The following is a 24,102-nucleotide window of genomic DNA, read 5'->3' on the forward strand; positions in this document are numbered from 1 at the left end:
CGATGATTGAACGTTACAGCAGACCGGAAATGCGGGCGATTTGGACCGAGGAGAACAAATTCAGAGCATGGCTGGAAGTGGAATTGTGCGCATGCGAGGCATGGGCGGATCTCGGCGTCATTCCGAAGGAAGATACCGTTAAGCTTCGCCAGAATGCAACCTTTAATATGGATCGGATTTATGAAATCGAACAGGAAACCCGCCATGATGTCATCGCCTTTACACGCGCGGTTTCGGAAAGCCTTGGCGAGGAGCGCAAATGGGTTCACTACGGTTTGACTTCGACGGATGTGGTGGATACCGCGATGGGATATCTGCTCAAGCAAGCCAACGATATTTTGGAGCAGGACATCCTGCGCTTTATCGGTATTTTGAAAGAGAAGGCACTGGCTTACAAGCATACCCCGATGATGGGCAGAACGCATGGGGTGCATGCAGAACCGACAACCTTCGGTTTGAAAATGGCGCTGTGGCATGAAGAAATGATCCGTAACCTGGAGCGCTTCCGCCATGCGGCCGACGGCGTGCAGTACGGCAAAATTTCCGGAGCCGTTGGAACGTATGCCAACATCGATCCTTCGGTTGAAGAATTCGTCTGCCGCAAGCTTGGCACGAAGCCGGCGCCGATCTCGACCCAGACGCTGCAGCGTGACCGTCATGCGGAATACATGGCAACACTTGCGCTCATCGCGACTTCGCTCGAGAAGTTCGCTACCGAAGTCCGCGCACTCCAGAAGAGTGAGGTTCGCGAGGTCGAAGAGGCATTCGCCAAAGGACAAAAAGGTTCCTCCGCGATGCCGCATAAACGGAATCCGATCGGTTCGGAGAACATCTCGGGTCTTGCGCGCGTCATTCGCGGCCACATGGTTTCGGCTTACGAGAACGTGTCGCTCTGGCATGAGCGGGATATTTCCCACTCCTCGGTAGAACGTATCATCCTGCCGGACGCTACGATGCTGCTGAACTACATGCTGAACCGCTTCGGCAACATCGTGAAGAACCTGACCGTCTTCCCGGAGAACATGAAGCGCAACATGGCTCGCACGTTCGGCGTTCCTTTCTCGGGCCGGATCATGACGAAGCTGATCGACAAGGGCTTCAGCCGCGAGCAAGCGTACGATACCGTTCAGCCTCGGGCCATGCAGGCATGGGAAGAGCAGCGTCAATTCCGCGAGATCGTGGAATCCACGCCTGAGATCACCGAGGTGCTCAGCGCTGAGGAGATCGAAGATGCATTTAATCCAAGCTGGCACCTGAAGCATGTGGATACGATTTTTGCCAAGCTGGGATTGGAATAGTTAAGAAATTTGTATTAATCGCCTGAAGGCTCTGTGAAGTTGAGAATCACTACAACGGAGAAGGCGGAATTGTTTTGGAGAAGCGCGAGAGGTCCCCTTTGCCCCCGGATTTAAACAAAATTAATAAAATTCATAATAAATCTGGGGGCAACAGGGATCGGAAAAACAATCCGCATTCGTAGTGATGAGTAAGCTGAAAATCTTTAACATGCTACTGAGCATTCTATTTTTCATCCGTCAGAAATATAGGGAGCGACGGTTACTCATGCGTGAGCCACGCGTCGCCCCAAGGGGGAGGAACACATGACATTAACGGCATTATCGACCGCCACTCATCTGGTCAACGTACCGCTGCTGTATAAGGGCAAGGTTCGTGAATTGTACGACCTGGGCGAGCACGTACTCATTGTAGTAACCGACCGTATTTCCGCTTTTGACTATGTGCTGGAGCCGCCCGTGCCGGCCAAAGGAACCGTGCTGAACAAGCTGAGCGCCTTCTGGTTTGAACAAACGGCGCAGCTCATCAGCAATCATGTCGTGCATACAGACGTGAACCTCCTGGGCGATGCCGTCAAGGATAAGGAGCTGCTGGATGGACGAATCATGGTGTGCCGGAGGGCCGAACGCATCGATATCGAATGCGTGGTGCGCGGGTACATTACCGGCGGAGGCTGGAGGCAGTATCAGTCCTCTGGCGAGGTTAACGGCATGAAGCTGCCGGAGGGTCTGCGCAAGAATGAGGCTTTTCCCGAGCCGATCTTCACGCCGGCGGCGAAGAACGATGTCGGTCATGACGAGGACATCCCGCTATCGCGCATGAAGGAGCTTGTCGGCGAGGAGCTGGCGCTGCAGCTGCAGAACAAAAGCCTGATGCTGTACAAGTTCGCCCGCGATTATTGCAGCAAGCACGGCATTATTTTGGCCGATTGCAAGTTTGAGTTCGGTTTAATCGATGGAGAGATCATTCTGATCGATGAGATTTTCACGCCGGATTCCTCCCGTTTCTGGGATGAGAAGAATTACGCGCTAGACATTGAGATTGACAGTATGGATAAGGAGCCCGTCCGCACGTATCTCGCTTCGTCCGATTGGGATAAGAACAGTGAGCCGGATCCCCTGCCACAGGCCGTGGTAGAGGAGACGACGCGCCGCTATACCGATATTTACAGTCGAATCACGGGTGCAAGCCTGTAAAGCTTTTATAAACCATTTCATTCATATATACCGAGGAGGAACAGGATACAATGTTGAAAGCAAAGGTTTACGTCACGATTAAGCAGAGCGTATTGGACCCTCAAGGGGTAGCGGTGCAAGGTGCACTACATTCGATAGGGTACAAGGAAGTGGAAAGCCTGCGGATCGGTAAATATATGGAACTTGAGCTGGGTACGGACAACCGTGAGGAAGCCGAGCTGCGAGTAAAAGAAATGTGCGAGAAGCTTTTGGCCAATACGGTGGTTGAGAACTACCGTTATGAATTGGAGGGCTAAACCAATGAGATTTGCAGTGCTGGTCTTTCCTGGTTCCAATTGTGATATTGACTGTTATAAGGCGGTAGAAGAGACGATTGGTCAGCCGGTGGATTATGTGTGGCATACGGCTACGGACCTTTCTCCATATGATTGCATTTTGGTACCCGGCGGATTCTCTTATGGAGATTATCTCCGGTGTGGTGCGATTTCCCGATTCGCCCCGGTTATGAGCGAAGTGGCGAAGGCGGCGGAAGAGGGCAAGTATATTCTTGGCATCTGCAACGGATTCCAGATTTTGACGGAAGCCGGACTCCTTCCCGGAGCTCTGCGCCGCAACGATTCGATGAAATTCCGCTGTCATGACACGGTGCTCAAAGTGAACAATAATACAACGCCGTTTACGCGCGATTACGCGGAGGGGCAAGAGATTGTCATTCCGATCGCGCATGGCGAGGGCAATTATTACTGTGATGAAGAAACACTTCAAATGCTCCGGGACAACCGGCAAATCGTATTTACGTATCAAAACAATCCGAACGGCTCGATCGAGGATATCGCAGGCATCTGCAACGAGCGGGGCAACGTAATCGGCATGATGCCGCATCCGGAGCGCGCGGTCAGCAGCCTGCTCGGCTCGGATGACGGTAAAGCAATGTTTACATCCATATTACAGGCATGGAGGGATACTCATGGCGCAGCAAACGTCCGTTAAGGAACCGACAGCAGAACAGATCGCAGAGCATCAGATTTACAAGCAAATGGGAGTTTCGGACAGCGAGTATGAGCTGATCTGTTCCTTCATGGGACGCAAGCCGAATTACACAGAAATCGGCGTATTCAGTGTCATGTGGTCCGAGCATTGCGCCTACAAAAATTCCAAGCCGCTGCTTCGTCGTTTCCCGACAAGCGGCCCGCGCGTCCTAATGGGACCGGGCGAGGGCGCCGGGATCGTTGATATCGGCGACAACCAAGCGGTTGTATTCAAAATCGAAAGCCATAACCATCCGTCCGCTGTAGAGCCTTATCAAGGCGCAGCCACGGGCGTTGGCGGCATTATCCGCGATATTTTCTCCATGGGGGCAAGACCGGTAGCGATTCTTAACTCGCTTCGTTTCGGCAAGCTGGAGAGCGATCGCGTTAAATATTTGTTTGAGCACGTGGTATCCGGCATTGCCGGTTACGGCAACTGCATCGGGATCCCGACGGTAGGCGGCGAGGTTGTATTCGACGAAAGTTATGAAGGCAATCCGCTGGTCAATGCGATGTGCGTCGGCGTTATCGACCATGATAAGATTCAGCGCGGCGTTGCAAAAGGGGTAGGCAATCCGGTCTTTTATGTCGGGCCTCCAACTGGCCGCGATGGCATCCACGGCGCAACCTTCGCTTCCGTTGAGCTGACGGAGGAATCCGAAGCGAACCGCACGGCCGTTCAGGTCGGCGATCCGTTCATGGAGAAACTCGTGATGGAGTCCTGCCTCGAGCTGATTGATTCCGGCATCGTGCTGGGCATTCAGGATATGGGCGCGGCTGGATTGACTTGCTCCAGCGCGGAAATGGCAAGTAAAGCAGGCAACGGTCTTGAGCTGTACCTGGACCAAGTGCCTCAGCGCGAAGAAGGCATGACGCCTTATGAAATGATGCTGTCGGAGTCCCAGGAACGGATGCTGTTCGTGGTTGAGCCGAAGCATGAGGAGCAAGCCCGAGAAATCTTCGAACGCTGGGGCGTTATCTGCGCCAAAGTCGGCAAAGTGACGGACGATGGCCGCCTGAAGCTGATCCACCACGGTGAGGTGGTAGGCGACATGCCGGTTAAAGCGCTCGTAGACGAATGCCCGATCTATAACAAACCATCCCAAGAACCGGCTTACTACCAAGAGCAGGCTGCGGTGGATACGCTTCGTTATGAAGAAGTGAAGGATTTGGGCGGTGCCCTCAAGAAGGTGCTCGGTTCGCCAAGCCTTGCAAGCAAAGCATGGGTATACAACCAATACGATTATATGGTTCGCACCAGCACGGCCGTTCGTCCGGGTTCGGATGCTGCTGTCGTAACGGTGCCGGGAACGCGCAAAGCCCTGGCGATGACAACGGACTGTAACGGACGTTACGTCTACCTCGACCCTGAGCTTGGCGGCAGAATCGCGGTCAGCGAAGCAGCGCGCAATATCGTGTGCTCCGGCGCCGAGCCGCTGGCGATTACGGATAACCTGAACTTCGGAAGCCCGGAGAAGCCGGAAATTTTCTGGCAGATGGAAAAAGCCGTGGACGGCATGGCGGAAGCTTGTCGTGAGCTTGAAACGCCGGTCATCGGCGGAAATGTGAGTCTCTACAACGAGAATGCCAAAGGCGCGATTTATCCGACGCCGGTTGTCGGCATGGTCGGCCTGATCCATGATACGGATCATATTACGACACAAGGCTTCAAGGCGGAAGGCGATGCCATCTACGTTCTGGGTGATACCCGTGCGGAACTGGGCGGCAGCGAGTTCCAAGCGATCATGCATGGAGTATCGGAAGGCAGACCGCCGGAACTGAACCTGGATACCGAGAAGAAATTGCTCGGCGGCGTACTGAAGGCCATCCAATCCGGTCTGGTACAATCCGCGCATGATATGTCGGAGGGGGGACTTGCAGCCGCGCTGGCGGAGAGCTGCATCAGCGGCAACGTTGGGGCGAGCGTGCAATGGTCAACCGATCTGCGTAACGACGTAGCGCTCTTTAGCGAGAGCCAATCCCGGATCGTGCTGTCGGTGTCTCCTGATCATAAGAACGCGCTGGAGAAGCTCCTGCAAGAAGCGGACGTTCCATTTACCGCGCTTGGCGTAGTCGGCGGGAATAAGCTTAGCATTAACATTAACGGTGCTTCTGCGCTGGAAGAATCCGTGGAGGCTTTGAAATCCGTCTGGGAGGATGCCATTCCATGTCTCATGAACTGATACCCGAAGGACTGTGGACAGGGGATTACTACAATGAGGGAACAGGTCAGAGCGATATTTTTGATACATTAAAAGAAGAGTGCGGCGTATTCGGGGTGTTTGGGCATCCCGATGCCGCCTCCCTTTCCTATTACGGGCTTCACGCCCTCCAGCACCGCGGCGAAGAAAGCGCAGGAATCTGCGTAGCCGACGGCGAGAATTTCAATTATCACCGCGGGATGGGACTTGTAAAAGAAGTGTTTGATAAAGACAAGCTGGAATCGCTGCAGGGCAGCATGTCGATCGGGCATGTCCGTTACTCGACCAGCGGGGACAGCAGACTGACGAATGCGCAGCCGCTCGTCTTTAAATATCGCGAGGGCAATCTGGCGATTGCTACGAACGGCAACATCGTCAACGAGCCGAAGCTTCGGCGCGAGCTGGAGATGGAGGGCTCCATATTCCAGACGACCAGCGATACGGAAGTCATTGCGCATCTGATCGCGCGTTCGCCGAAGGATTTTGTCGAGGCTGCCAAGGATGCCTTGCAGCGCTTGGTGGGCGGGTTCGCCTTTCTGCTCATGACCAATGACAAGCTGCTCGTCGCCTCGGACCCGAACGGACTCCGTCCGCTCACGATGGGTCGTCTGGGCGATGCGTATATCTTCACTTCGGAGACCTGCGCGCTTGAAGTCATCGGGGCGGAAGCGATCCGCGATGTTGCTCCCGGAGAGCTGCTGATTCTCGATCGGAACGGGCTTCGGGAAGAACGGTATACGGAAGCGGGACGCAAAGCGTTGTGCGCGATGGAATATATTTATTTCTCCCGTCCGGACAGCGATCTGAACGGCTCCAATCTGCATTCGGCCCGTAAACGGATGGGCAGCAAGATGGCCCTGGAATCGTTCGTGGATGCCGATGTGGTTACAGGCGTACCGGATTCCAGCATCTCGGCCGCTATCGGTTATGCCGAGCAAACGGGCATTCCTTACGAGCTGGGATTGATCAAGAATAAATATACGGGCCGGACGTTCATTCAGCCGAGCCAGGAGCTGCGCGAACAGGGCGTGAAGATGAAGCTGAGCGCGGTACGGCGCGTGGTCGAAGGCAAACGGGTGGTCATGATCGATGACTCCATCGTACGGGGAACCACGTCCCGCCGGATCGTTAATTTGCTTCGCGAAGCGGGCGCGACCGAAGTGCATGTGCGGATTACGTCGCCGCCATTCAAGAACCCTTGCTTCTACGGCATCGATACGCCGGACCGCAGAGAGCTGATCGCTTCCGAGAAAAGCGTCGAGGAAATCTGCCGGGAGATCAACGCGGATTCCTTATCGTTCCTGAGCCCGGAGGGACTTATATCCGCCATTGGCGGTTATGATGAGCACAGCCCTAAAGGCGGCTTGTGCATGGCATGCTTTGATAATGATTACCCGACGCAGATTGATTTTAACGGGGAAGAGAAGATGGGCTGCAGCTGCTGATTCTGCAGTGGACAGCCATTTTTTCTCGGATACACCCATTAAATGCGTGTTCAAAAAGGTCGGTTTTCAGCACCGAGAAGGTTGGTTTGAACAACCTCTTTAAGCTGGTTATTGATTAAGCCCATAAATGATGTGTGAACAGATACTTTCGTCATAACGAAAAAGGAGTGTTGAGCGCGTGTCGGATACTTACAAACAAGCAGGCGTGGATATCGCTGCAGGCAATGAAGCGGTAGAGCGTATGAAAAAGCATGTCAAAACGACTTTCAGACCGGAAGTCATGACCGACCTCGGGGGTTTTGGCGCACTGTTCAAGCTGAATAAAGACCAATATGAAGAGCCGGTACTCGTCTCAGGCACGGATGGCGTCGGCACAAAGCTGAAGCTCGCATTCGCGATGGACCAACATGATACCATCGGCATTGATGCGGTAGCGATGTGCGTGAACGATATTGTGGTGCAAGGCGCAGAACCGCTCTTTTTTCTCGACTATTTAGCTTGTGATAAGGTCATTCCGTCCAAAATCGAATCCATTGTCAAAGGGATCGCCGACGGATGCAACCAAGCGGGATGTTCCCTGATCGGCGGGGAAACGGCAGAGATGCCGGGCATGTACAGTGAAGGCGAGTATGACATCGCGGGCTTCACCGTAGGCATTGTCGACAAAAGCAAAATGATCAACGGGTCGAATATCGCGGCAGGCGACGCGGTGATTGGTCTAGCATCCAGCGGTGTGCACAGTAACGGCTTCTCGCTTGTTCGCAAGCTGCTTCTGGAGGACGCAGGCTACTCCCTGCAGCAAGAGCTTCCGGAACTGGGCGGACGTCTTGGCGACGTACTGCTCGCTCCGACCAAGATTTATGTGAAGCCGCTGCTCGGACTGTTGAAAGAGATCGAAGTAAAGGGTATGGCGCATATCACGGGCGGCGGATTCATCGAGAATATTCCGCGTATGCTGCCGGATGGCGTCAATGTCGACATCGAATACGGCTCTTGGCCGATTCTGCCGATCTTTAAGCTAATGCAGGAAAAAGGCAGCATTTCGAACAAGGATATGTTTACGACATTTAATATGGGAATCGGCATGGTGCTTGTCGTCAAAGAACAGGATGCAGACGGAGTGCTTCAATACCTCCGCTCCGCAGGCGAAGAGGCTTATGTGATCGGCCGGGTCACCGAAGGCGAGCGCATCGTAACCTTTACGGGAGCTGAGGTGTAATGATGCCGTTTCGGATTGCGGTTTTCGCTTCCGGCAGGGGCAGTAACTTTCAGGCTTTGGTAGATACGCAGCACAGGGGGGCCCTGGGCGGCGTGATCAGCATCCTGGTATGCGATAAGCCACAGGCTCCCGTCGTGGAGCTGGCTCAAGCGGCGAATGTGGATGTATTCGCCTTTCAGCCGAAGGATTATGCCTCGAAGGAAGATTACGAACGTGAAATTGCGGTAGAACTTCAGCAGCGCGGTGTCGAATTGATTGTTCTTGCAGGATATATGCGGTTATTGAGTCCGTCCTTTGTCGAGTTCTATAGCGGCCGGATCATCAACATTCATCCATCGCTGCTGCCTGCTTTTCCAGGAAAAGACGCGATTGGCCAAGCGCTGGACTATGGTGTGAAGATGACTGGTGTCACGGTTCACTTTGTGGATGGCGGCATGGATACCGGACCTGTTATTGCTCAAAAAGCCGTAGAGATCAAGGAAGGCGAAACGGCAGAAGTGCTGGCAGAACGCATTCATGCCGTGGAGCAGAAGTTATACTCTGAAGTCGTTTCCTGGTTCGCCCAGGGGCGAATTTCGCTGAACGGGCGGAATGTGACGATTACCGAATAGGCTTTTGTAATAAAAGCGGACAAGGTCTTTCGGTGAATCGACATGTTCGATATTTCTCGGGAAATAATTTGCAATTATGGATCTTCGACAGCATCTACGGAATCAAGACAGGCTTACTTAGTTAATTTCATTCATAATAGGGGGTATGAACGTGGGTATCAAAAGAGCTTTGGTCAGCGTTTCGGATAAAACCGGCATCGTGGAGTTTTGCCGCGAGTTGTCTTCATTGGGTGTAGAGATCATTTCGACAGGGGGAACGAAGAACCTCCTCGCCAAAGAAGGAGTTCCTGTCATCGGCATCTCCGATGTGACCGGATTCCCTGAGATTCTGGACGGACGCGTCAAAACCCTTCATCCAGCCGTGCACAGCGGTCTGCTTGCCATTCGCGACAGCGAGGAGCATCAACGTCAGATGCAGGAGCTGGGCCTCGATTACATCGATCTGGTCGTGGTGAACCTGTACCCATTCCAGGAAACGATCGCGAAGCCGGGTGTCGAGTATGAGGATGCAATCGAAAATATCGACATTGGCGGGCCGACGATGCTGCGTTCGGCTGCGAAAAACCATGCTTTTGTGAGCGTGGTTGTCGATGCGGCGGATTATGGCAGCGTGATCGAGGAAATCCGCGTCGGCGGCGACACGACGCTGGAAACCCGCAAACGTCTTGCAGCCAAGGTATTCCGTCATACGGCGGCCTACGATACGTTGATTTCCGACTATTTGTCGAATGTAACGGGCGATCCGCTTCCTGAGCGCTTTAGCGTCACCTACGAGAAAATTCAGGACCTTCGTTACGGCGAGAATCCACATCAAAAAGCGGCATTTTACCGTAAACCGCTGGCACCAGCGGGTACTTTGACGACCGCGGAGCAGCTGCACGGCAAAGAGCTCTCCTATAACAATATCAATGACGCGAACGCAGCCCTGCAGATCGTGAAGGAATTCGATGAGCCAACCGTGGTGGCCGTGAAGCATATGAACCCTTGCGGCGTCGGCATCGGGACAAATGTGCTGGAAGCTTACCAAAAAGCTTACAACGCTGATCCGACATCCATCTTCGGCGGCATCGTGGCGGCGAACCGGACAATTGACGCTCCGACGGCGGATCTGCTGAAGGATATTTTCCTTGAAATTATCCTGGCACCGGATTTCACACCGGAGGCGCTGGAGATTCTGACGAAAAAGAAAAATATCCGTCTACTGAAGATGGGCGAGTTCGGCTCGGCCAAGGAGCGCCAAAGCACACTTGCGGTGACAACCATCGAAGGCGGCATGATCGTACAGGAAAGCGATGTGCATTCCCTGGACGCCGCTGATCTGAAAGTTGCAACGGACCGGAAACCAACGGAAGAAGAGCTGAAGCAGCTGCTCTTCGGCTGGAAAGTGGTCAAGCACGTGAAATCTAATGCGATCGTATTGGCTGCAGACAACATGACCGTTGGCGTTGGCGCAGGCCAAATGAACCGTGTCGGCTCGGCGCGTATTGCGGTGGAACAGGCAGGAGAGAAAGCCAAGGGAGCCGTTCTCGCTTCCGATGCGTTCTTCCCGATGGGAGATACCGTGGAGCTTGCAGCGAAAGCCGGCATTACCGCCATCATTCAGCCGGGCGGCTCCATTAAGGATGAGGAATCCATCAAGGCAGCCAACGAATACGGGATCGCCATGGTCTTTACTGGCGTGCGGCATTTTAAACACTAATTCATGAGCATAAAAAGGGGCTTCGCTGCAACCATGAGGCTGCAGCTGAAGATCACCTTTCAATCAGCAACATATAGAGGCGACGCCGCTCTTTCGAGCGCGCCGCCTTTAAGTTTAAGGGAACCAGAAGGTGAAGATGATCTCACGCTTCGCCCTGTAAATCATTCATGTTATGAAATGTTGACGGTAAAGTTGAAATGAATTGGGAGGGGTAAACCATGGATATTTTGGTTATCGGAGGTGGCGGAAGAGAGCATGCCATCGTATGGGCACTGGCAAAGAGCCTGAAAGCGGATAAGATTTACTGCGCACCCGGCAACGCCGGTATCGGACAGCTGGCCGAGTGCGTGCCGATCGCGGTATCGGAGTTTGAGAAGCTGGCGGCATTCGCCGTGGAGAAGCAGGTGGGACTCATTGTTGTCGGTCCGGATGATCCGCTGGCTGACGGCATCGTAGATGCATTCGACGCTACAGGCATCCCGGTATTCGGTCCGCGCAAAAATGCAGCCGAAATTGAGGGCAGCAAAACTTTTATGAAGGACTTGCTCCATAAATACGGCATTCCGACGGCAGCCTACGCGAAGTTCGACGATTACGAGAAGGCGCTAGCTTACTTGCGCCAGCAAGGCGCACCGATCGTCGTGAAAGCGGACGGGCTCGCAGCCGGCAAGGGTGTTACCGTTGCGCGGACGATCGAGGAAGCCGAGCAGGCGCTCAGCGACATTATGCAATCGAAGGTGTTTGGCGATGCGGGAAGCCGGGTGGTCATCGAGGAGTTCCTGGAAGGCCAGGAAATGTCGATCCTCGCCTTTGTGGATGGTGAAACCGTGAAGCCGATGTCGGCGGCACAGGATCATAAACCGGCTTATGATGGAGATTTGGGACCGAATACAGGTGGGATGGGAACGTATTCTCCATTGCCTCATATTCAGTCATCTGTCATTGAAGAGGCCATTGAGACGATTATCAAGCCCACAGCGAAAGCGATGGTTGCGGAAGGTCGTCCGTTCCGGGGCGTTCTGTTCGCCGGATTGATGATTACGCCGGACGGAAAACCGAAGACCATTGAGTTCAACGCCAGATTTGGCGATCCGGAAACACAGGTCGTATTGCCGCGCTTGAAGACGGATCTGCTTGAGGTATTCCTTGCTGCCGTTAACGGAAACCTGGCTGATTTAGAACTGGAGTGGAGTGACGAAGCAGCGGTATGCGTCATCCTGGCTTCCGGCGGGTATCCTGCATCGTATCCAAAAGGAATTGCCATCAATGGGCTGGATAACGAGCAGGACGGAACGATTGTATTTCATGCGGGAACCTCCCGCGATGCTGATGGAACGTGGAGAACGAATGGCGGCCGTGTCCTGGGCGTTGTCGGACTAGGGGCAGATATCGCATCCGCACGGGCGAAAGCGTATGAGCGTGCAGAAGCGATTTTGTTTGAAGGCAAGCAGAACCGGACGGATATTGCGCTGAAGGCGCTTGTGTAGAGTCATTTTTTTGACTGATAAAATAAATATAATTGAAACAAAAGGAGTCTTCTTGAAGAAGACTCCTTTTGTTTGTATTCATAAATGGATTCACGGGCCTAACGTCTATTCAGACCTCTTTGGTCAGTTGATTATTTTGCATAAACTTAACTCTAACATAAATGTGTCTGTCTGGAATGGGACCATAGGCGCTGTCCGTAATAGGAGCAGATAGCCGTACGCTGCACGATGATGCCTTGTATTAATTTATGCTTCGTTCAGTTTCTGTTTACCTAATGTTAACTTTGCATAGATAGGATGAATAAGAAAGGATAGAGTTGATCCATTCCCAGCACCTTTCAACAGATATTCTGAGTCTTTGGGAGTTGACTCTGTTATATAATAAAAGCAACTGTTTGTTGAAATATGAAAAGATGGAGAAAAATGCTATGGATAACATTTCGGTTTTGCTTGTAGATGATGAACAAGGCTTATGCGATATGTTGACTACCGTGTTGAAGAAGGAAGGCTTTCGGCATATTCGAAGTGTGGGCACAGGGCAGGAAGCGGTGCGAACATTAACGGAGTTTAATCCGGACGTCATCATACTGGATGTCATGCTTCCGGATGAGGACGGCTTCGAGGTGTGCCGAAAAATTCGCAAAATGACCGAAACGCCGATCCTTTTTCTTACCGCCCGGGATGCTGACTTGGACAAGCTGATGGGGTTTGGCATTGGCGGGGACGATTATATTACGAAACCATTTAATCCGTTGGAGGTTGTTGCCCGCACCAAAGCTCGTCTGAAATATAAAACACAGCGGGAACAAGAGGCTCAGCCGCGATTAACTCAAACTGGATTTTGGTTATTTTAGGCTGGATCTTGCAGCCGGGGAACTGATCGTAAATGGCAAGCAAGTGGAGTGCCCGGCACGTGAATGGGAGCTGCTTGTATTTCTGTGCCGACATCCGAACCGTATTTTTAGTACGCGTCAATTATACGAATCGGTCTGGAAGGAGCCCTACCTTGGAGATGAGAAGACGGTTGTAATCCATATTTTCAGACTGCGAAAAAGGGTGGAGCCTGATTCCAGAAACCCAAGGTTTATTGTTAACGTTCGTGGACTTGGCTACAAAATGCTGGCCCCAAGAAAGGAAAAAGAATGAATCCAATGGTCACAATGGCTTTTCGCTTTATCAAGATAACCATTATTTTGGTGATGATGTTTGTCCTGAGTTTTATTTTATGCACGGTGATATTTATATATCTTCAGGATTGGATGAGTCCCCGGGGCACGATATCCATGAAGACTTTTTTAGCTGTTACGGGCATCGTGTTAATGGCTATTTTTTTCATGGCTTTCGGTTGGTGCGTGGGCAAACCGCTTACTTATTTAATACGCTGGATCAACCAATTATCCGAAAGAAATTACAGCCAGCCGCAGGAACATTTCCATCAGCCGAGCGAAGGCTCATTACCTCATAACAACTATCGTTATCCGTATATCTTATATAAAGAATTATTTGATCGAATGACGCAATTATCGAATCAACTCCTGCAAAGTGAGACCGAGCGATTAAATATGGAAGTCAAGAAGCAGGAATGGATTGCGTCGATCAGCCATGATCTCAAGACGCCTTTGTCGTACATCGAAGGCTATGCTCATATGCTCTCAGCCGCCGATTATGATTGGACCGATGAGGAGAAACAGAATTTTAGCAGGCAGATCAGCGGCAAGACCATGGAAATGAAGCAGCTAATTCATGATTTAAACCAAACAGGCCGGTGGTCAGTCGAACAGTTCCCGATGAATAGAAAATCTGATGATATAGTGAATTTTCTGCGCGATATGATGATAGATATCGCAAACCACCCGTTAGCTGAGAATGCGTCATTTATGTTTACTACCGAAAAGGATGTTTGCTTGATGGATTTTGACAGAAATCTGTTAGGACGAGCCTTTCAAAATGTATTAATGAATGCGGTTATCCATAATCCGTCCGGCACCCAGGTTAAATGCAATATCTCTATTAAAGGAAACAAATGTTTCATTGTGATCGAGGATGATGGAAACGGGATCGAGGATACGGTATTAAGACAGGCTTTGGATCAATCCGGTAGAGGAATCGCTATAGCCAATGCCTTTGTGGAAGCCCATGCAGGCTGCATGAGCATTCTGCCCGCAGAGGGTAAGGGCACCCGTGTTGAAATTGTGTTGCCGGTCCGCCTGTAAATTATTATATCGTTCATTCCTTGTTTACCTGTTGTTAATTTTCCGTTGCTAAACTTAAAGTATTAGCAATGCCAAGCAGGAGGAATTAATAATGGACGATTATGCAATCGATACACAGGAGTTGACCCGACGGTTCGGGAAGCGGGAAACGGTTAAGCAGATTAATTTGAAGGTCCCTAAGCGGGAAATCTATGGATTTCTGGGGCCCAATGGCGCTGGTAAAACAACAACGATTCGAATGCTCCTTGGACTGATCCGTTCGTCATCAGGTGATATTCGTATCCTAGGCAAGGATCTGAACAAGTACAGAATGGACATTTTAAAGGATGTCGGTTCTCTCGTAGAATCCCCTTCATACTATGCTCACCTATCAGGATATAAGAATCTGAAGATTATGGCGTTAATCCATGGAATACAAGAATCCAGGATTCAGGAGGTTCTGGAATGGGTGAGACTGAGCCAGGCGGCTCATCGGCCGGTCAAAAGTTATTCTCTTGGTATGAAGCAGCGGCTTGGGATCGCGATGGCGCTTATTACAAATCCCAAATTGTTGATTCTAGATGAGCCCACAAATGGACTTGATCCATCGGGAATTCAAGAAATTCGAGAGCTGATTACACGACTTCCCCGCGATTTTGATATCACTGTACTGCTTTCAAGCCATTTGCTGAGTGAAATCGAGCAGGTTGCAACGTGGGTAGGAATTATTAATCAAGGGGAATTGATCTTCCAAGGACCGCTGCAGGAATTAACGGATCGCAGTAAGCCTTATGTCTGGGTGGAGATGGACCGGCCCCTGGAAGCAGCAGCAGCTCTGAATAGTCAAGGCTTTGATGCGGTGCCGGAAATAACAACAGGTCAGATCCGTACCTCCATGATCGACAGGCCGCAATCAGCCGAAATGATTCGTTTCCTTGTCAATCATCAGTATGATGTCTACCGGGTAACGGAGAAGAAGAAAACCCTTGAGGAAATCTTCCTGGAATTAACCGGTCAGGAGAACAGCTTATGATGCTGGAGCTGATGCGTGCAGAAGGATTAAAACTTAAGTTATTATGCCGGTGGATGCCTGTAATCCAGGGCATAATCCTGATCAGCATGACGGCCTTGGAGTGGTATCTTTATTTTCGTCAAGGTCCAGGTGGAATCTATGCCGGCTTTGCGGTCATGTACATGTTTTTGTCTTTCGTTTTTTTATTGGGGATTACGCTTCTAGCCAGCATTATGGCCGGTACCGAGCACGAAACCAAGGCATGGAAGCAGCTGCTTGCGATGCCTGTTCCCAAAGCGTCTGTGTATCTGGCTAAACTTTTATGGATCCTTGTATTACAGTTATGTGCCGCAATCATTACGATCATGGGGATGTGCCTGATTTGGGTTCTGTATTCGAATGAACCGATACCTTGGGGAATCATGATATTGCAGCCTCTGTTCGCCTGCTTATCGACATTGCCGATGATGGCTATTCAGCTCTGGCTGTCCACGGTGTTTTCGAACCAGGCTTTACCGCTGGCTCTCGGGATATTCGGCTCCATAACCAGCTTGTTTTTAGCGCGAAGCAATTCTCTTATCATTCAAATCCTTCCCTGGTCGTATCCGGCACTATCCAGCCCGCTGATCCCTGGCCATATGCAGTGGATAGGAATCTCACTTGGAGTAGGGTTCATGCTGACGGTGCTGGGAGCTCTCCTGTTTGCCAGAAGAGAATTTGAATAGGGGGTGCTGCCATTATGAGAATGCTGATACGTGCTGAAGGAATCAAGCTTCAATGGAGTGTCATCACAGTGCTCATCGTATTGGACACGCTGATTAACTCAGCGATGGGAGCGATGCAGCTTGAGAGCTTAAAGGAATTTTTCCCGCCCAGCTGGTTGACGCTCTATATCCATAGCGTTAATTTACACTCTATGTTTTTCTATCCTTTGTACAGCGCAATTATAGCCTCCTTATTATGCTTATATGAGCACCGGGACGGGGGCTGGAAGATAGTCATGAGTATGCCGATCCCCCGCAACAGGCTCTTCTATGCAAAATATATGATGCTCATTGGGATTTTGGGGCTGGTGCAGGTCGTTTTTTTACTCGGTTATGTAGCAACGGGATATCTTGTTGAAGCGCCTGGTGAGATTCCGTGGGAGACGTTACTCTATTCCATTATCGGAGGATGGATCGGTATTTTACCTCTTGCTGCCTTACAGCTTATCGTTTCAATAAGAGTTCGGAATTTTGGAGCCTCCCTGGCGATGTCTCTGGGATATGTGGTGCCGAATATCGTGCTGACAGGTTTTCATTCTGCCATTGGGGCTTGGCTTCCATTCACGATTCCCTACTATGTCATGATGCCACAGGCAGCGCTCTACGCGCCGCGAGTTGAACCTTATAGCCTGTGGTTCATCGTGTTATTTACAGGTATCGTATATTTGTTAATGGGGAAGCGTTTTGTTGAAAAAAGAGATTGGTTGTAGCCCATTTGCTAGCATATTGATAATAAATAAGTTTCTTTAGCCCTGGTGCAGCAAACACCAGGGTCTATTATATTCTAAGGCCCCCTGGTCACGGAATAATCAAGCTTATTAACGCATATGAAAGATAAGGATGGGGCTGGGCTACTTTCTAACCGGGGTGACGTCTAATTTTAAGGGCGTCAATGGTATATATATATCAGTGAAAGAAAGAAGCGCAACTATTGCGCAAACGTTTGTGCAACATTGGAGCGTTTTGCAGCCATTCTTGTCCGATTTGGGGAGTAGAATGACTGAATTGCACTGCATATGCACAACTATTTTTATGATAACTTACGAAATACAGTGAATAGTGAAGGTAACAAGAGATTATATGCTTAAAACGGGTAAAAATGATCTGTGCAAACGTTTTTACATTCGATAATAAATGTTGTATGATGTTTTCAGTGAATGAAGCGCTTTCTCGACGGGATTTTTCCTGAGTATCTCGCCAGATGCTACATAGAAAAAGAGACGCTGAAAATTTCTGAAATCGTTTGCGCAGATTTCCAACATTTTCTGATCATTTATTGAGAGGGGTAATCATGGAATGAAGATGAAGAAACTACTTACGCTAGCTGCAACCTTCACGTTGGCGTTCTCCATTACAGCGTGCGGAGGAAATTCACCTGCTCCCGCTGCTGAGGCACCTGCTGAGAATCCACCAGCCCAGGAGACGCCGGCCGAAAATACAGAAGCACCGGAACTTAAGCCGGAGGAAGGCGCTAAATTGATCGTATGGGAAAGTAGAGACGAAAGAGCCTACACCGATGCGGTTGCTAAAGAATTTACCGAGAAATACGGCGTTGAAGTAACCATCGAAGAATTGTCTCCAACCGACCAAGTTACCAAGCTTCAACAAGACGGGCCATCCGGATTGGGCGCTGACGTTGTATTGTTCCCTCACGATAATCTGGGTAAGGCCGTAGCTACCAACCTGGTTCTCCCAAATGATTACTTCGAAGAAAAAACGAAGAGCAGCAACTCGGAAGCCGCTATCCAAGGCGTAAGCTACGACGGTGTTCTGTACGGATACCCGCGCGCTGCTGAAACATACCTGATGTACTACAACAAGGACCTGGTAAAAGAAGTTCCAACAACGATGGAAGAAGTTATTGAGTTCAGCAAAACCTTCACAGACAAATCCAAAAACAAATATGGAATCATGTTCGAAACAGGCAACCTGTACTTCGCATATCCATTCCTTGCTTCCAATGGCGGCTACATCTTCGGTAACGGCGGCGCAGATGTCAACGATATCGGCCTCAACAACGAAGGCGCAGTCAAGAGTATGGAAGTGTATGCAAGCCTGAAAGAAATTCTTCCGGTTAAATCCGGCGACATTACGCCTGATATCAAACGCGGATTGTTCACGGCCGGCGACCTGGCTATGGACATTAACGGACCATGGGAGCTCGGCGGATACAAAGAAGCGCTTGGCGACAAGCTTGGCGTTGCTCCAATCCCAACCATCGGCGGTCAGCCTGCTGTATCGTTCTCCGGTATCAAAGCTTGGTACGTAAGCTCGTTCACGAAATATCCGCAAGCCGCTCGTTTGTTCGCTGACTTTGCGACAAGCAAGGAAGCTCAATTGAAACTGAGCGCACTGGTTGGATCGGTTCCAACTAACAACGAAGCACAACAAGATGATCAAATCAAGAATGACGAGTATGTATCGGCATTCACAGAGCAGTTCAAATCTTCCCAACCGATGCCATCCGTTCCTGAAATGGCTAACGTATGGTCTCCTGTAGGCGCTGCACTGGCTGAGATCTGGGATAACAACAAAGACGTGAAAGAAACGCTTGATAAAGCTGTAAGTCAAGTGAAAGATCTCAACAGTGGTGGAGCTGGCGAGTAATTACGTTCTTATATAATGCGAGATAGATGAAGAAGTTCACCCGCCGAACAACCGGCGGGTGATTCCTCGATTATATGGAGAGGAGAATGGAGGGAGCATGCGTCAACATCGTACGACAGCAGCCGTATTATCAGCCATCTGTATGGGTCTGGGTCAGCTTTACAATCGGCAATGGATCAAAGGCGTTCTTTTACTTATCGTAGGTATATTCAGTCTGTATTACTTCATCAACAACCTGGGTGATGCCATCTGGGGAATGACAACTTTGGGGGAACAGGGAAGCCATTTAGAGAAAGTCAACGGATTAACCCAAATGGTAGCAGGTGACCATTCCATCAATCTGCTGATTGAAGGACTTATCACCATGATTATGTTTGCGCTTTTTCTTATTGGGTATTACGCCAATATCAAAAACGCATATAACGCTGGAAAACTAAGGGGACAGGGTGGAAAACCCAACAACTTCAGACAGACCCTTTACTATATTTTTGAATGGAAATTCGCGCAATCTTTCCTGACGCTGCCGGCCATCGGTATTTTGTTTTTTACGGTCATGCCGATTATCTTCATGGTCATGCTGGCGTTTACGAACTATTCTGCTCCAAACAATCTGCCGCCGGCAAATTTGGTTGACTGGGTCGGTTTCAAAACCTTCACCAATCTCGTTGCATTGAAATCATGGAGCCATACGTTCTTCGGCGTCCTGACCTGGACGATCATCTGGGCAGTGCTGGCAACGGTAACGACGTATTTTGGCGGTGTGCTCGTTGCACTCCTTATTCAACAAAAAGGAATTCGTTTCAAAGGCGTATGGCGTGTCATTCTGATCATTCCATATGCGATTCCGCAGCTGATTTCCTTGCTCGTCATGCGTAATATGTTTAACGGGCAATTCGGACCGATCAACCAGTATTTAAGATATTTCGGTTTGGAAGGCCTGCCATGGCTGACCGATCCGGTCTGGGCCAAAGTGACCGTTATTATCGTTAATATGTGGGTAGGTATCCCGGTATCCATGCTTCTCGTTATGAGTGTCCTGACTACGATTCCGAAGGATCTTTATGAAGCGGCCGATGTGGACGGGGCGACTGGATTCCAGAAATTCAAGATCATCACCCTGCCGATGATTTTGTTCTCGACGGCACCGGTGCTGATTACGCAATTTGCCGGTAACATTAACAACTTTAACTTGATTTTCCTCCTGACAAACGGTAACCCGGTTGTGGGTGATTATCAATACGCGGGTGCGACGGACCTGCTGGTAACCTGGCTCTATAAACTGACGCTGGATCAGCAGCGGTACAGCATGGCATCGGCCATCGGTATTATCATCTTCATGATTATTGCGACCTTCTCGATTTACAATTATCGCAGAACCAGATCCTTTAAAGAGGAGGATATGATCCAATAATGGGAATTAAAATGAGAAATGCGATTCGCCTGACGGCAAGTTACATCACGCTTGTCATCATTGCGATCGGTTGTATTTACCCGGCGCTCTGGATTGTTCTGGCCTCTTTCCGTCCCGGAAAGTCGTTGTACAGCAAGTCCTTGATTCCAGAATCTTTTACGCTCAGTCATTATAAAGAATTGTTTACGTCCCAGAGCTTTCTGTTTGGCACATGGTACATGAACACGTTGAAAATTGCGATATTCTCCATGATTATTGGGACCATTCTTGTCCTGCTCACAAGTTATGCGGTCTCCCGATTCCGGTTTAAAGGCCGGCAGAATGCGCTATCGGTCATTCTCGTGCTGGGGATGTTCCCGGGCTTCATGAGTATGATCGCGCTGTATATCCTGCTGAATTCCCTGGATCTGCTGAACACGCATGCGGCGATGATTATCGTGTATGCGGCAGGGGCGCCGCTAGGCGGAACCCTGATCATGAAAGGCTTCCTGGATACGATACCGCGAAGTCTGGATGAAGCGGCGAAGATCGACGGAGCTACCAACTTCCAGATATTCCGCAAAATCATTCTGCCGTTGTCGAAGCCAATGATCACGTATATGGGCTTGACGCTGTTCGTTGGCCCATGGGTAGACTTTATCTTTGCGAGACTCGTGCTCCGGACAAAAGAAAACTGGACGCTCGCCGTCGGCCTATGGGATCTCGTCAACTCCACCCAGGACAGTAACTTTACGTTGTTCGCGGCGGCATCCGTGCTGATCGCACTGCCGATCACCTTGCTGTTTGTCTTCCTGCAGCGTTTGCTTGTCGATGGCATGACGGCTGGTGCAAGCAAAGGGTAAGGTACGGATAGCTAATCGTATGAATTCATCATAAGACAGATAGATAGAGAGAACAGCGAAGAGACACAGCCGGTAACCGCTAGCTGTGTCTTTTTGCATTCAAACATGCGATGCAGGGGGACATATACATATGAACATGATGAGACGTTTTCAATTCAAAGCGGTTGGGATGAAGCTGTTTGTTATCTTTTTTACCACGATCGTGCTGTTATCTTCGGCGCTCGGGTTATTATCGTATTCCATCTCCAAAGACACGGTGATGGATCAGGTGTCGGAAGCGACTTCGGGGCAGATGATGCAGGCGGCGGACAAGCTGGATTTTCTGCTGGCGCAATATGAAGCCGCTTCCCGCCAATGGGCGCTGGATACGGTTCTTCGCGAGGACCTCGTTACGGTAAGTACGGCGGGTATCGGCATTCGGGACAAAACGCAGGCCGAGAACCGAATCCGGGAGAAATTGAACGGGATGGCTTCTTCGGATAAACGTCTGCAGGGCATGCGCCTGGTTGCGCCCAATCTTCAAGCTCAAAGCTCCTATAACTCAACGGGCTTAACGGGAATGTCTTCCGCAGAAAGCGTGAAGGCGAAGATGGACCGGATTATACAGGCCGATGGCGAACCGGTATGGTTTCCGACCGAGGTTCAAGGCTTTATGGAGAACGAGAAAACCGCCACCATGTCGATGGGGAGATTGCTGAAAAATCTGAAGAATCCGGATGCGCAATATATCCTGTTGATCGATATCAAGGAAGAGGCGGTCGGATGGGTGCTGGCCAATTTAAAAATAGGGAACAACGGCCGGATGCGAATCATTGCCGAGGATAACCGGATCGTACACGACATGGACTCGGCTCAGCTGATGCAGCCGTCCGCCATCACGGTTCCTCAAGATACCGAAGACGGAGGGATTTATTACACCGCCGACGAGCAGATGGTGGTGTATACCCCGCTGAAGACGGCTCCTTGGCATATGGTCGGCTTTGCTCCCGTTAGCGATTTTGTGCAAGCCACGGACAAGCTATTGGTTGTAACGCTCGGGGTTATTGTGGCCGCGGTTCTGGTTGCGATACTGCTAGGCTATTATATGATGCGTTCCATCGGCCGCCCCCTGAATCAGATGTGCCGTCTGATGGAAGAGGGAGAGCAAGGAAATCTGAAGGTTCGGACCGAGTTCCGGCGTGCGGATGAAATTGGCCGACTCGGCCACAGCTTCAACCGGATGATGGGGCAAATTTCGGCTCTGGTCGATCAGACGAATGCTTCCGCGAAGCAAGTGCTGGCCACGGCGGAGGAACTGGCGGGAGTATCGAAGGGAACCTCGCTGACGGCTGGTGAAATTGCATCGGCCATGGAGCAGATTGCACAGGGAAGCGCAAGCTTGGCGATGGAGGCCGAACGGGAGAATCAGCTGGCTGAGAACATTGGCTTTCAGATGAGTAAGGTATCGGATTCGAATCAAGTGATGGAGGCCGCGGCTGATCGCGTGCTTCAGGTGACGGGAGAGGGCGCACGGCATATGGACAATCTGGTGGAGAAATCCACGCGGATTAATCAGGTGAACCGGGCCATTGTCCAGAATGCGGAGAAGCTGAAGGAGAACACCGCGTCGATTCACAAAATATTGGAGCTGATGTCGGAGATCACGCATCAAACCAACGTGCTGTCCATTAACGCGACGATTGAAGCAGCCCGTGCGGGGGCAGCAGGCAGCGGCTTCATGGTCGTAGCCAATGAAGTGCGCAGCTTGGCGGATCGTTCCAAGGAATCGATCCAGACCGTAGGCGCGATGATCAAGGATATCCGATCTGAAGTACAAGGCTCCGTTGATGCATTGACGTCGGCATCACCGCTCTTTGACGAGCAGCTGCATTCGGTTCAGGAAGCCCAGGGCGTATTCGATCATGTACGCTACGAGATGGATGCCCTTTTGGCCGAGATCCGCGAATCGACCCGGTCGGTAGAGGTACTGATCGGTTCCCAGCTTACCCTGACCGACTCGATCTCGGAGGCAAGCTCGATCGTTCAAGAGACCAGCGCCGCCACGGAGGAGGTCGCTTCGATGTCATCCGAGCAGTTCAAAGTGAGCGAGAAGCTGGTTGCCCTGTCTTCACGCTTGGAGGAGCTGTCGGAGGGTTTGCGCAAATCTTTGGTGATGTTTAGGACGTAAATGGTTTTCGATTGCTGCGTGAAAATGATGTGCTTATGCAGCACTCCGCATGCGGATCATGCTTCCGATCCCTGTTACCCCCGGATTTCTATTGGAATCATATTTATGGTTGAAATCCGGGGATAAAGGGGACTTCTGCAGTATAAGTGGAAGAAGGGGACAACATCGTAAATCACCTGCTGTAAAAAGTAATGACAGACATACTGATTGGGGGTACCATTTATATAAATGCACTTTTTTAAACGATCGGTCGTTAAATTATTGACAGTACATTGTTATAATCCTTATAATGGCATTAATTCAAATGAAGGGAGCCTGAGGGTTATCAAGAAAAGAGAGATTACATCAAGTCATATCATCCAAGCAGCATATGAGCTGTTTGCAGAGCATGGGATAGAGAGAACGAGTTTGGGGTTGATTTCAAAAAAAGTAGGCATAACCAAATCCTCTATATACTACCATTTTGCAACAAAAGAAGAGTTGATTAGCCGAACCTTTGAGTATATTTTTAAAGATCATTATTTTGCTGCTTACTTTGATAATGAATCCGTTAATAAAGACAATTTTATAGAGACGATAATTAGAGGCGGTTTAAACATGCTGCCAAGCGATGGCCAAGAGTATCGTTCAACCTTAAGAGTGCTTAGTGAGTTCACGATGCTAGCCGAGCGTGATGACCAATTTAGAGCTCCCTTATTGAAAGTTCAACAAGATTTTGTCAACGGTTTTTATAATTTATTGTCAAAAGGCGCCGAATGGGATCTAGTTGAACCTACAAAAATCGAAGTAAGTTCTAAAATTCTCGCCCTGCTTATTGATAATTTGTCTAGATGCAAAATGATGAAGATGGATTTGGAATATCAGATGATTTGGGAAGAGACTGTTAATCGAATTATGATTCGAGAAAATACATAGTTAGCTTATA

Annotated in this window: 19 protein-coding genes and 1 pseudogene; all 20 read left to right on the plus strand. The window is 50.3% G+C overall.

All coding sequences use genetic code 11. The annotated features are described in order from the left end of the window. Nucleotides 1-2: 2 nt before the first annotated feature. Nucleotides 3-1,298, plus strand: a complete 1,296-nt coding sequence (gene purB, locus BJP58_RS24690; RefSeq protein WP_113061551.1) for an adenylosuccinate lyase — start codon at nucleotides 3-5, stop codon at nucleotides 1,296-1,298. A 303-nt stretch (nucleotides 1,299-1,601) separates the two neighbouring features. Continuing rightward, nucleotides 1,602-2,492 (plus strand): phosphoribosylaminoimidazolesuccinocarboxamide synthase, encoded by an 891-nt coding sequence (locus BJP58_RS24695; protein WP_194540965.1) that lies wholly within the window; start codon nucleotides 1,602-1,604, stop codon nucleotides 2,490-2,492. A gap of 50 nt (nucleotides 2,493-2,542) precedes the next feature. Next, nucleotides 2,543-2,788, plus strand: coding sequence for a phosphoribosylformylglycinamidine synthase subunit PurS (gene purS, locus BJP58_RS24700; RefSeq protein ID WP_012819094.1), 246 nt, complete (start codon nucleotides 2,543-2,545; stop codon nucleotides 2,786-2,788). A gap of 4 nt (nucleotides 2,789-2,792) precedes the next feature. Next, nucleotides 2,793-3,482, plus strand: a complete 690-nt coding sequence (gene purQ / locus BJP58_RS24705; protein WP_194540966.1) for a phosphoribosylformylglycinamidine synthase subunit PurQ — start codon at nucleotides 2,793-2,795, stop codon at nucleotides 3,480-3,482. Further along, nucleotides 3,460-5,703 carry a phosphoribosylformylglycinamidine synthase subunit PurL gene (purL, locus tag BJP58_RS24710; protein ID WP_194540967.1) on the plus strand — a complete coding sequence of 748 codons (2,244 nt, stop codon included), beginning with the start codon at nucleotides 3,460-3,462 and terminating at the stop codon, nucleotides 5,701-5,703. The genes purQ and purL overlap by 23 nt, the downstream gene beginning before the upstream one ends. Continuing rightward, entirely contained in the window at nucleotides 5,688-7,166 is a 1,479-nt protein-coding gene (gene purF / locus BJP58_RS24715; protein WP_145039121.1) for an amidophosphoribosyltransferase, read from the plus strand. The genes purL and purF overlap by 16 nt, the downstream gene beginning before the upstream one ends. A gap of 178 nt (nucleotides 7,167-7,344) precedes the next feature. After that, complete coding sequence (gene purM / locus BJP58_RS24720) at nucleotides 7,345-8,385, plus strand: phosphoribosylformylglycinamidine cyclo-ligase (RefSeq protein ID WP_194540968.1); 1,041 nt, start codon at nucleotides 7,345-7,347, stop codon at nucleotides 8,383-8,385. Continuing rightward, a complete protein-coding gene (gene purN, locus BJP58_RS24725) occupies nucleotides 8,385-8,996 on the plus strand; it encodes a phosphoribosylglycinamide formyltransferase (RefSeq protein WP_194540969.1) in 612 nt (203 codons plus the stop codon). The genes purM and purN overlap by 1 nt, the downstream gene beginning before the upstream one ends. Nucleotides 8,997-9,147: 151 nt before the next feature. Continuing rightward, a complete protein-coding gene (gene purH / locus BJP58_RS24730; protein WP_194540970.1) occupies nucleotides 9,148-10,695 on the plus strand; it encodes a bifunctional phosphoribosylaminoimidazolecarboxamide formyltransferase/IMP cyclohydrolase in 1,548 nt (515 codons plus the stop codon). 218 nt (nucleotides 10,696-10,913) lie between these two features. Then, nucleotides 10,914-12,182, plus strand: coding sequence for a phosphoribosylamine--glycine ligase (gene purD, locus BJP58_RS24735; RefSeq protein WP_194540971.1), 1,269 nt, complete (start codon nucleotides 10,914-10,916; stop codon nucleotides 12,180-12,182). A gap of 428 nt (nucleotides 12,183-12,610) precedes the next feature. Beyond that, nucleotides 12,611-13,328: pseudogene (locus BJP58_RS24740) on the plus strand (response regulator transcription factor). Between the two features lie 137 nt (nucleotides 13,329-13,465). Continuing rightward, a complete protein-coding gene (locus BJP58_RS24745) occupies nucleotides 13,466-14,395 on the plus strand; it encodes a sensor histidine kinase (RefSeq protein ID WP_194540972.1) in 930 nt (309 codons plus the stop codon). A gap of 91 nt (nucleotides 14,396-14,486) precedes the next feature. Then, entirely contained in the window at nucleotides 14,487-15,407 is a 921-nt protein-coding gene (locus tag BJP58_RS24750) for an ABC transporter ATP-binding protein (RefSeq protein ID WP_194540973.1), read from the plus strand. Next, nucleotides 15,404-16,111 carry an ABC transporter permease gene (locus BJP58_RS24755; protein ID WP_194540974.1) on the plus strand — a complete coding sequence of 236 codons (708 nt, stop codon included), beginning with the start codon at nucleotides 15,404-15,406 and terminating at the stop codon, nucleotides 16,109-16,111. The genes BJP58_RS24750 and BJP58_RS24755 overlap by 4 nt, the downstream gene beginning before the upstream one ends. Before the next feature lie 14 nt (nucleotides 16,112-16,125). Continuing rightward, a complete protein-coding gene (locus BJP58_RS24760; RefSeq protein WP_194540975.1) occupies nucleotides 16,126-16,860 on the plus strand; it encodes an ABC transporter permease in 735 nt (244 codons plus the stop codon). 586 nt (nucleotides 16,861-17,446) lie between these two features. Then, nucleotides 17,447-18,757 carry a sugar ABC transporter substrate-binding protein gene (locus BJP58_RS24765; protein WP_194540976.1) on the plus strand — a complete coding sequence of 437 codons (1,311 nt, stop codon included), beginning with the start codon at nucleotides 17,447-17,449 and terminating at the stop codon, nucleotides 18,755-18,757. 97 nt (nucleotides 18,758-18,854) lie between these two features. Further along, nucleotides 18,855-20,168 (plus strand): sugar ABC transporter permease, encoded by a 1,314-nt coding sequence (locus tag BJP58_RS24770; RefSeq protein ID WP_194540977.1) that lies wholly within the window; start codon nucleotides 18,855-18,857, stop codon nucleotides 20,166-20,168. Then, a complete protein-coding gene (locus tag BJP58_RS24775; protein ID WP_071221547.1) occupies nucleotides 20,168-21,010 on the plus strand; it encodes a sugar ABC transporter permease in 843 nt (280 codons plus the stop codon). Before BJP58_RS24770 ends, BJP58_RS24775 begins: the two co-directional genes overlap by 1 nt. Nucleotides 21,011-21,140: 130 nt before the next feature. Next, nucleotides 21,141-23,177, plus strand: a complete 2,037-nt coding sequence (locus BJP58_RS24780; RefSeq protein WP_194540978.1) for a methyl-accepting chemotaxis protein — start codon at nucleotides 21,141-21,143, stop codon at nucleotides 23,175-23,177. A 228-nt stretch (nucleotides 23,178-23,405) separates the two neighbouring features. Continuing rightward, a complete protein-coding gene (locus BJP58_RS24785) occupies nucleotides 23,406-24,092 on the plus strand; it encodes a TetR/AcrR family transcriptional regulator (RefSeq protein ID WP_194540979.1) in 687 nt (228 codons plus the stop codon). The last annotated feature ends 10 nt before the right edge of the window (nucleotides 24,093-24,102 follow it).

Origin of the sequence: Paenibacillus sp. JZ16, assembly GCF_015326965.1 — a bacterium.
In the GTDB taxonomy this organism is placed as follows: Bacteria; Bacillota; Bacilli; order Paenibacillales; family Paenibacillaceae; genus Paenibacillus_AQ.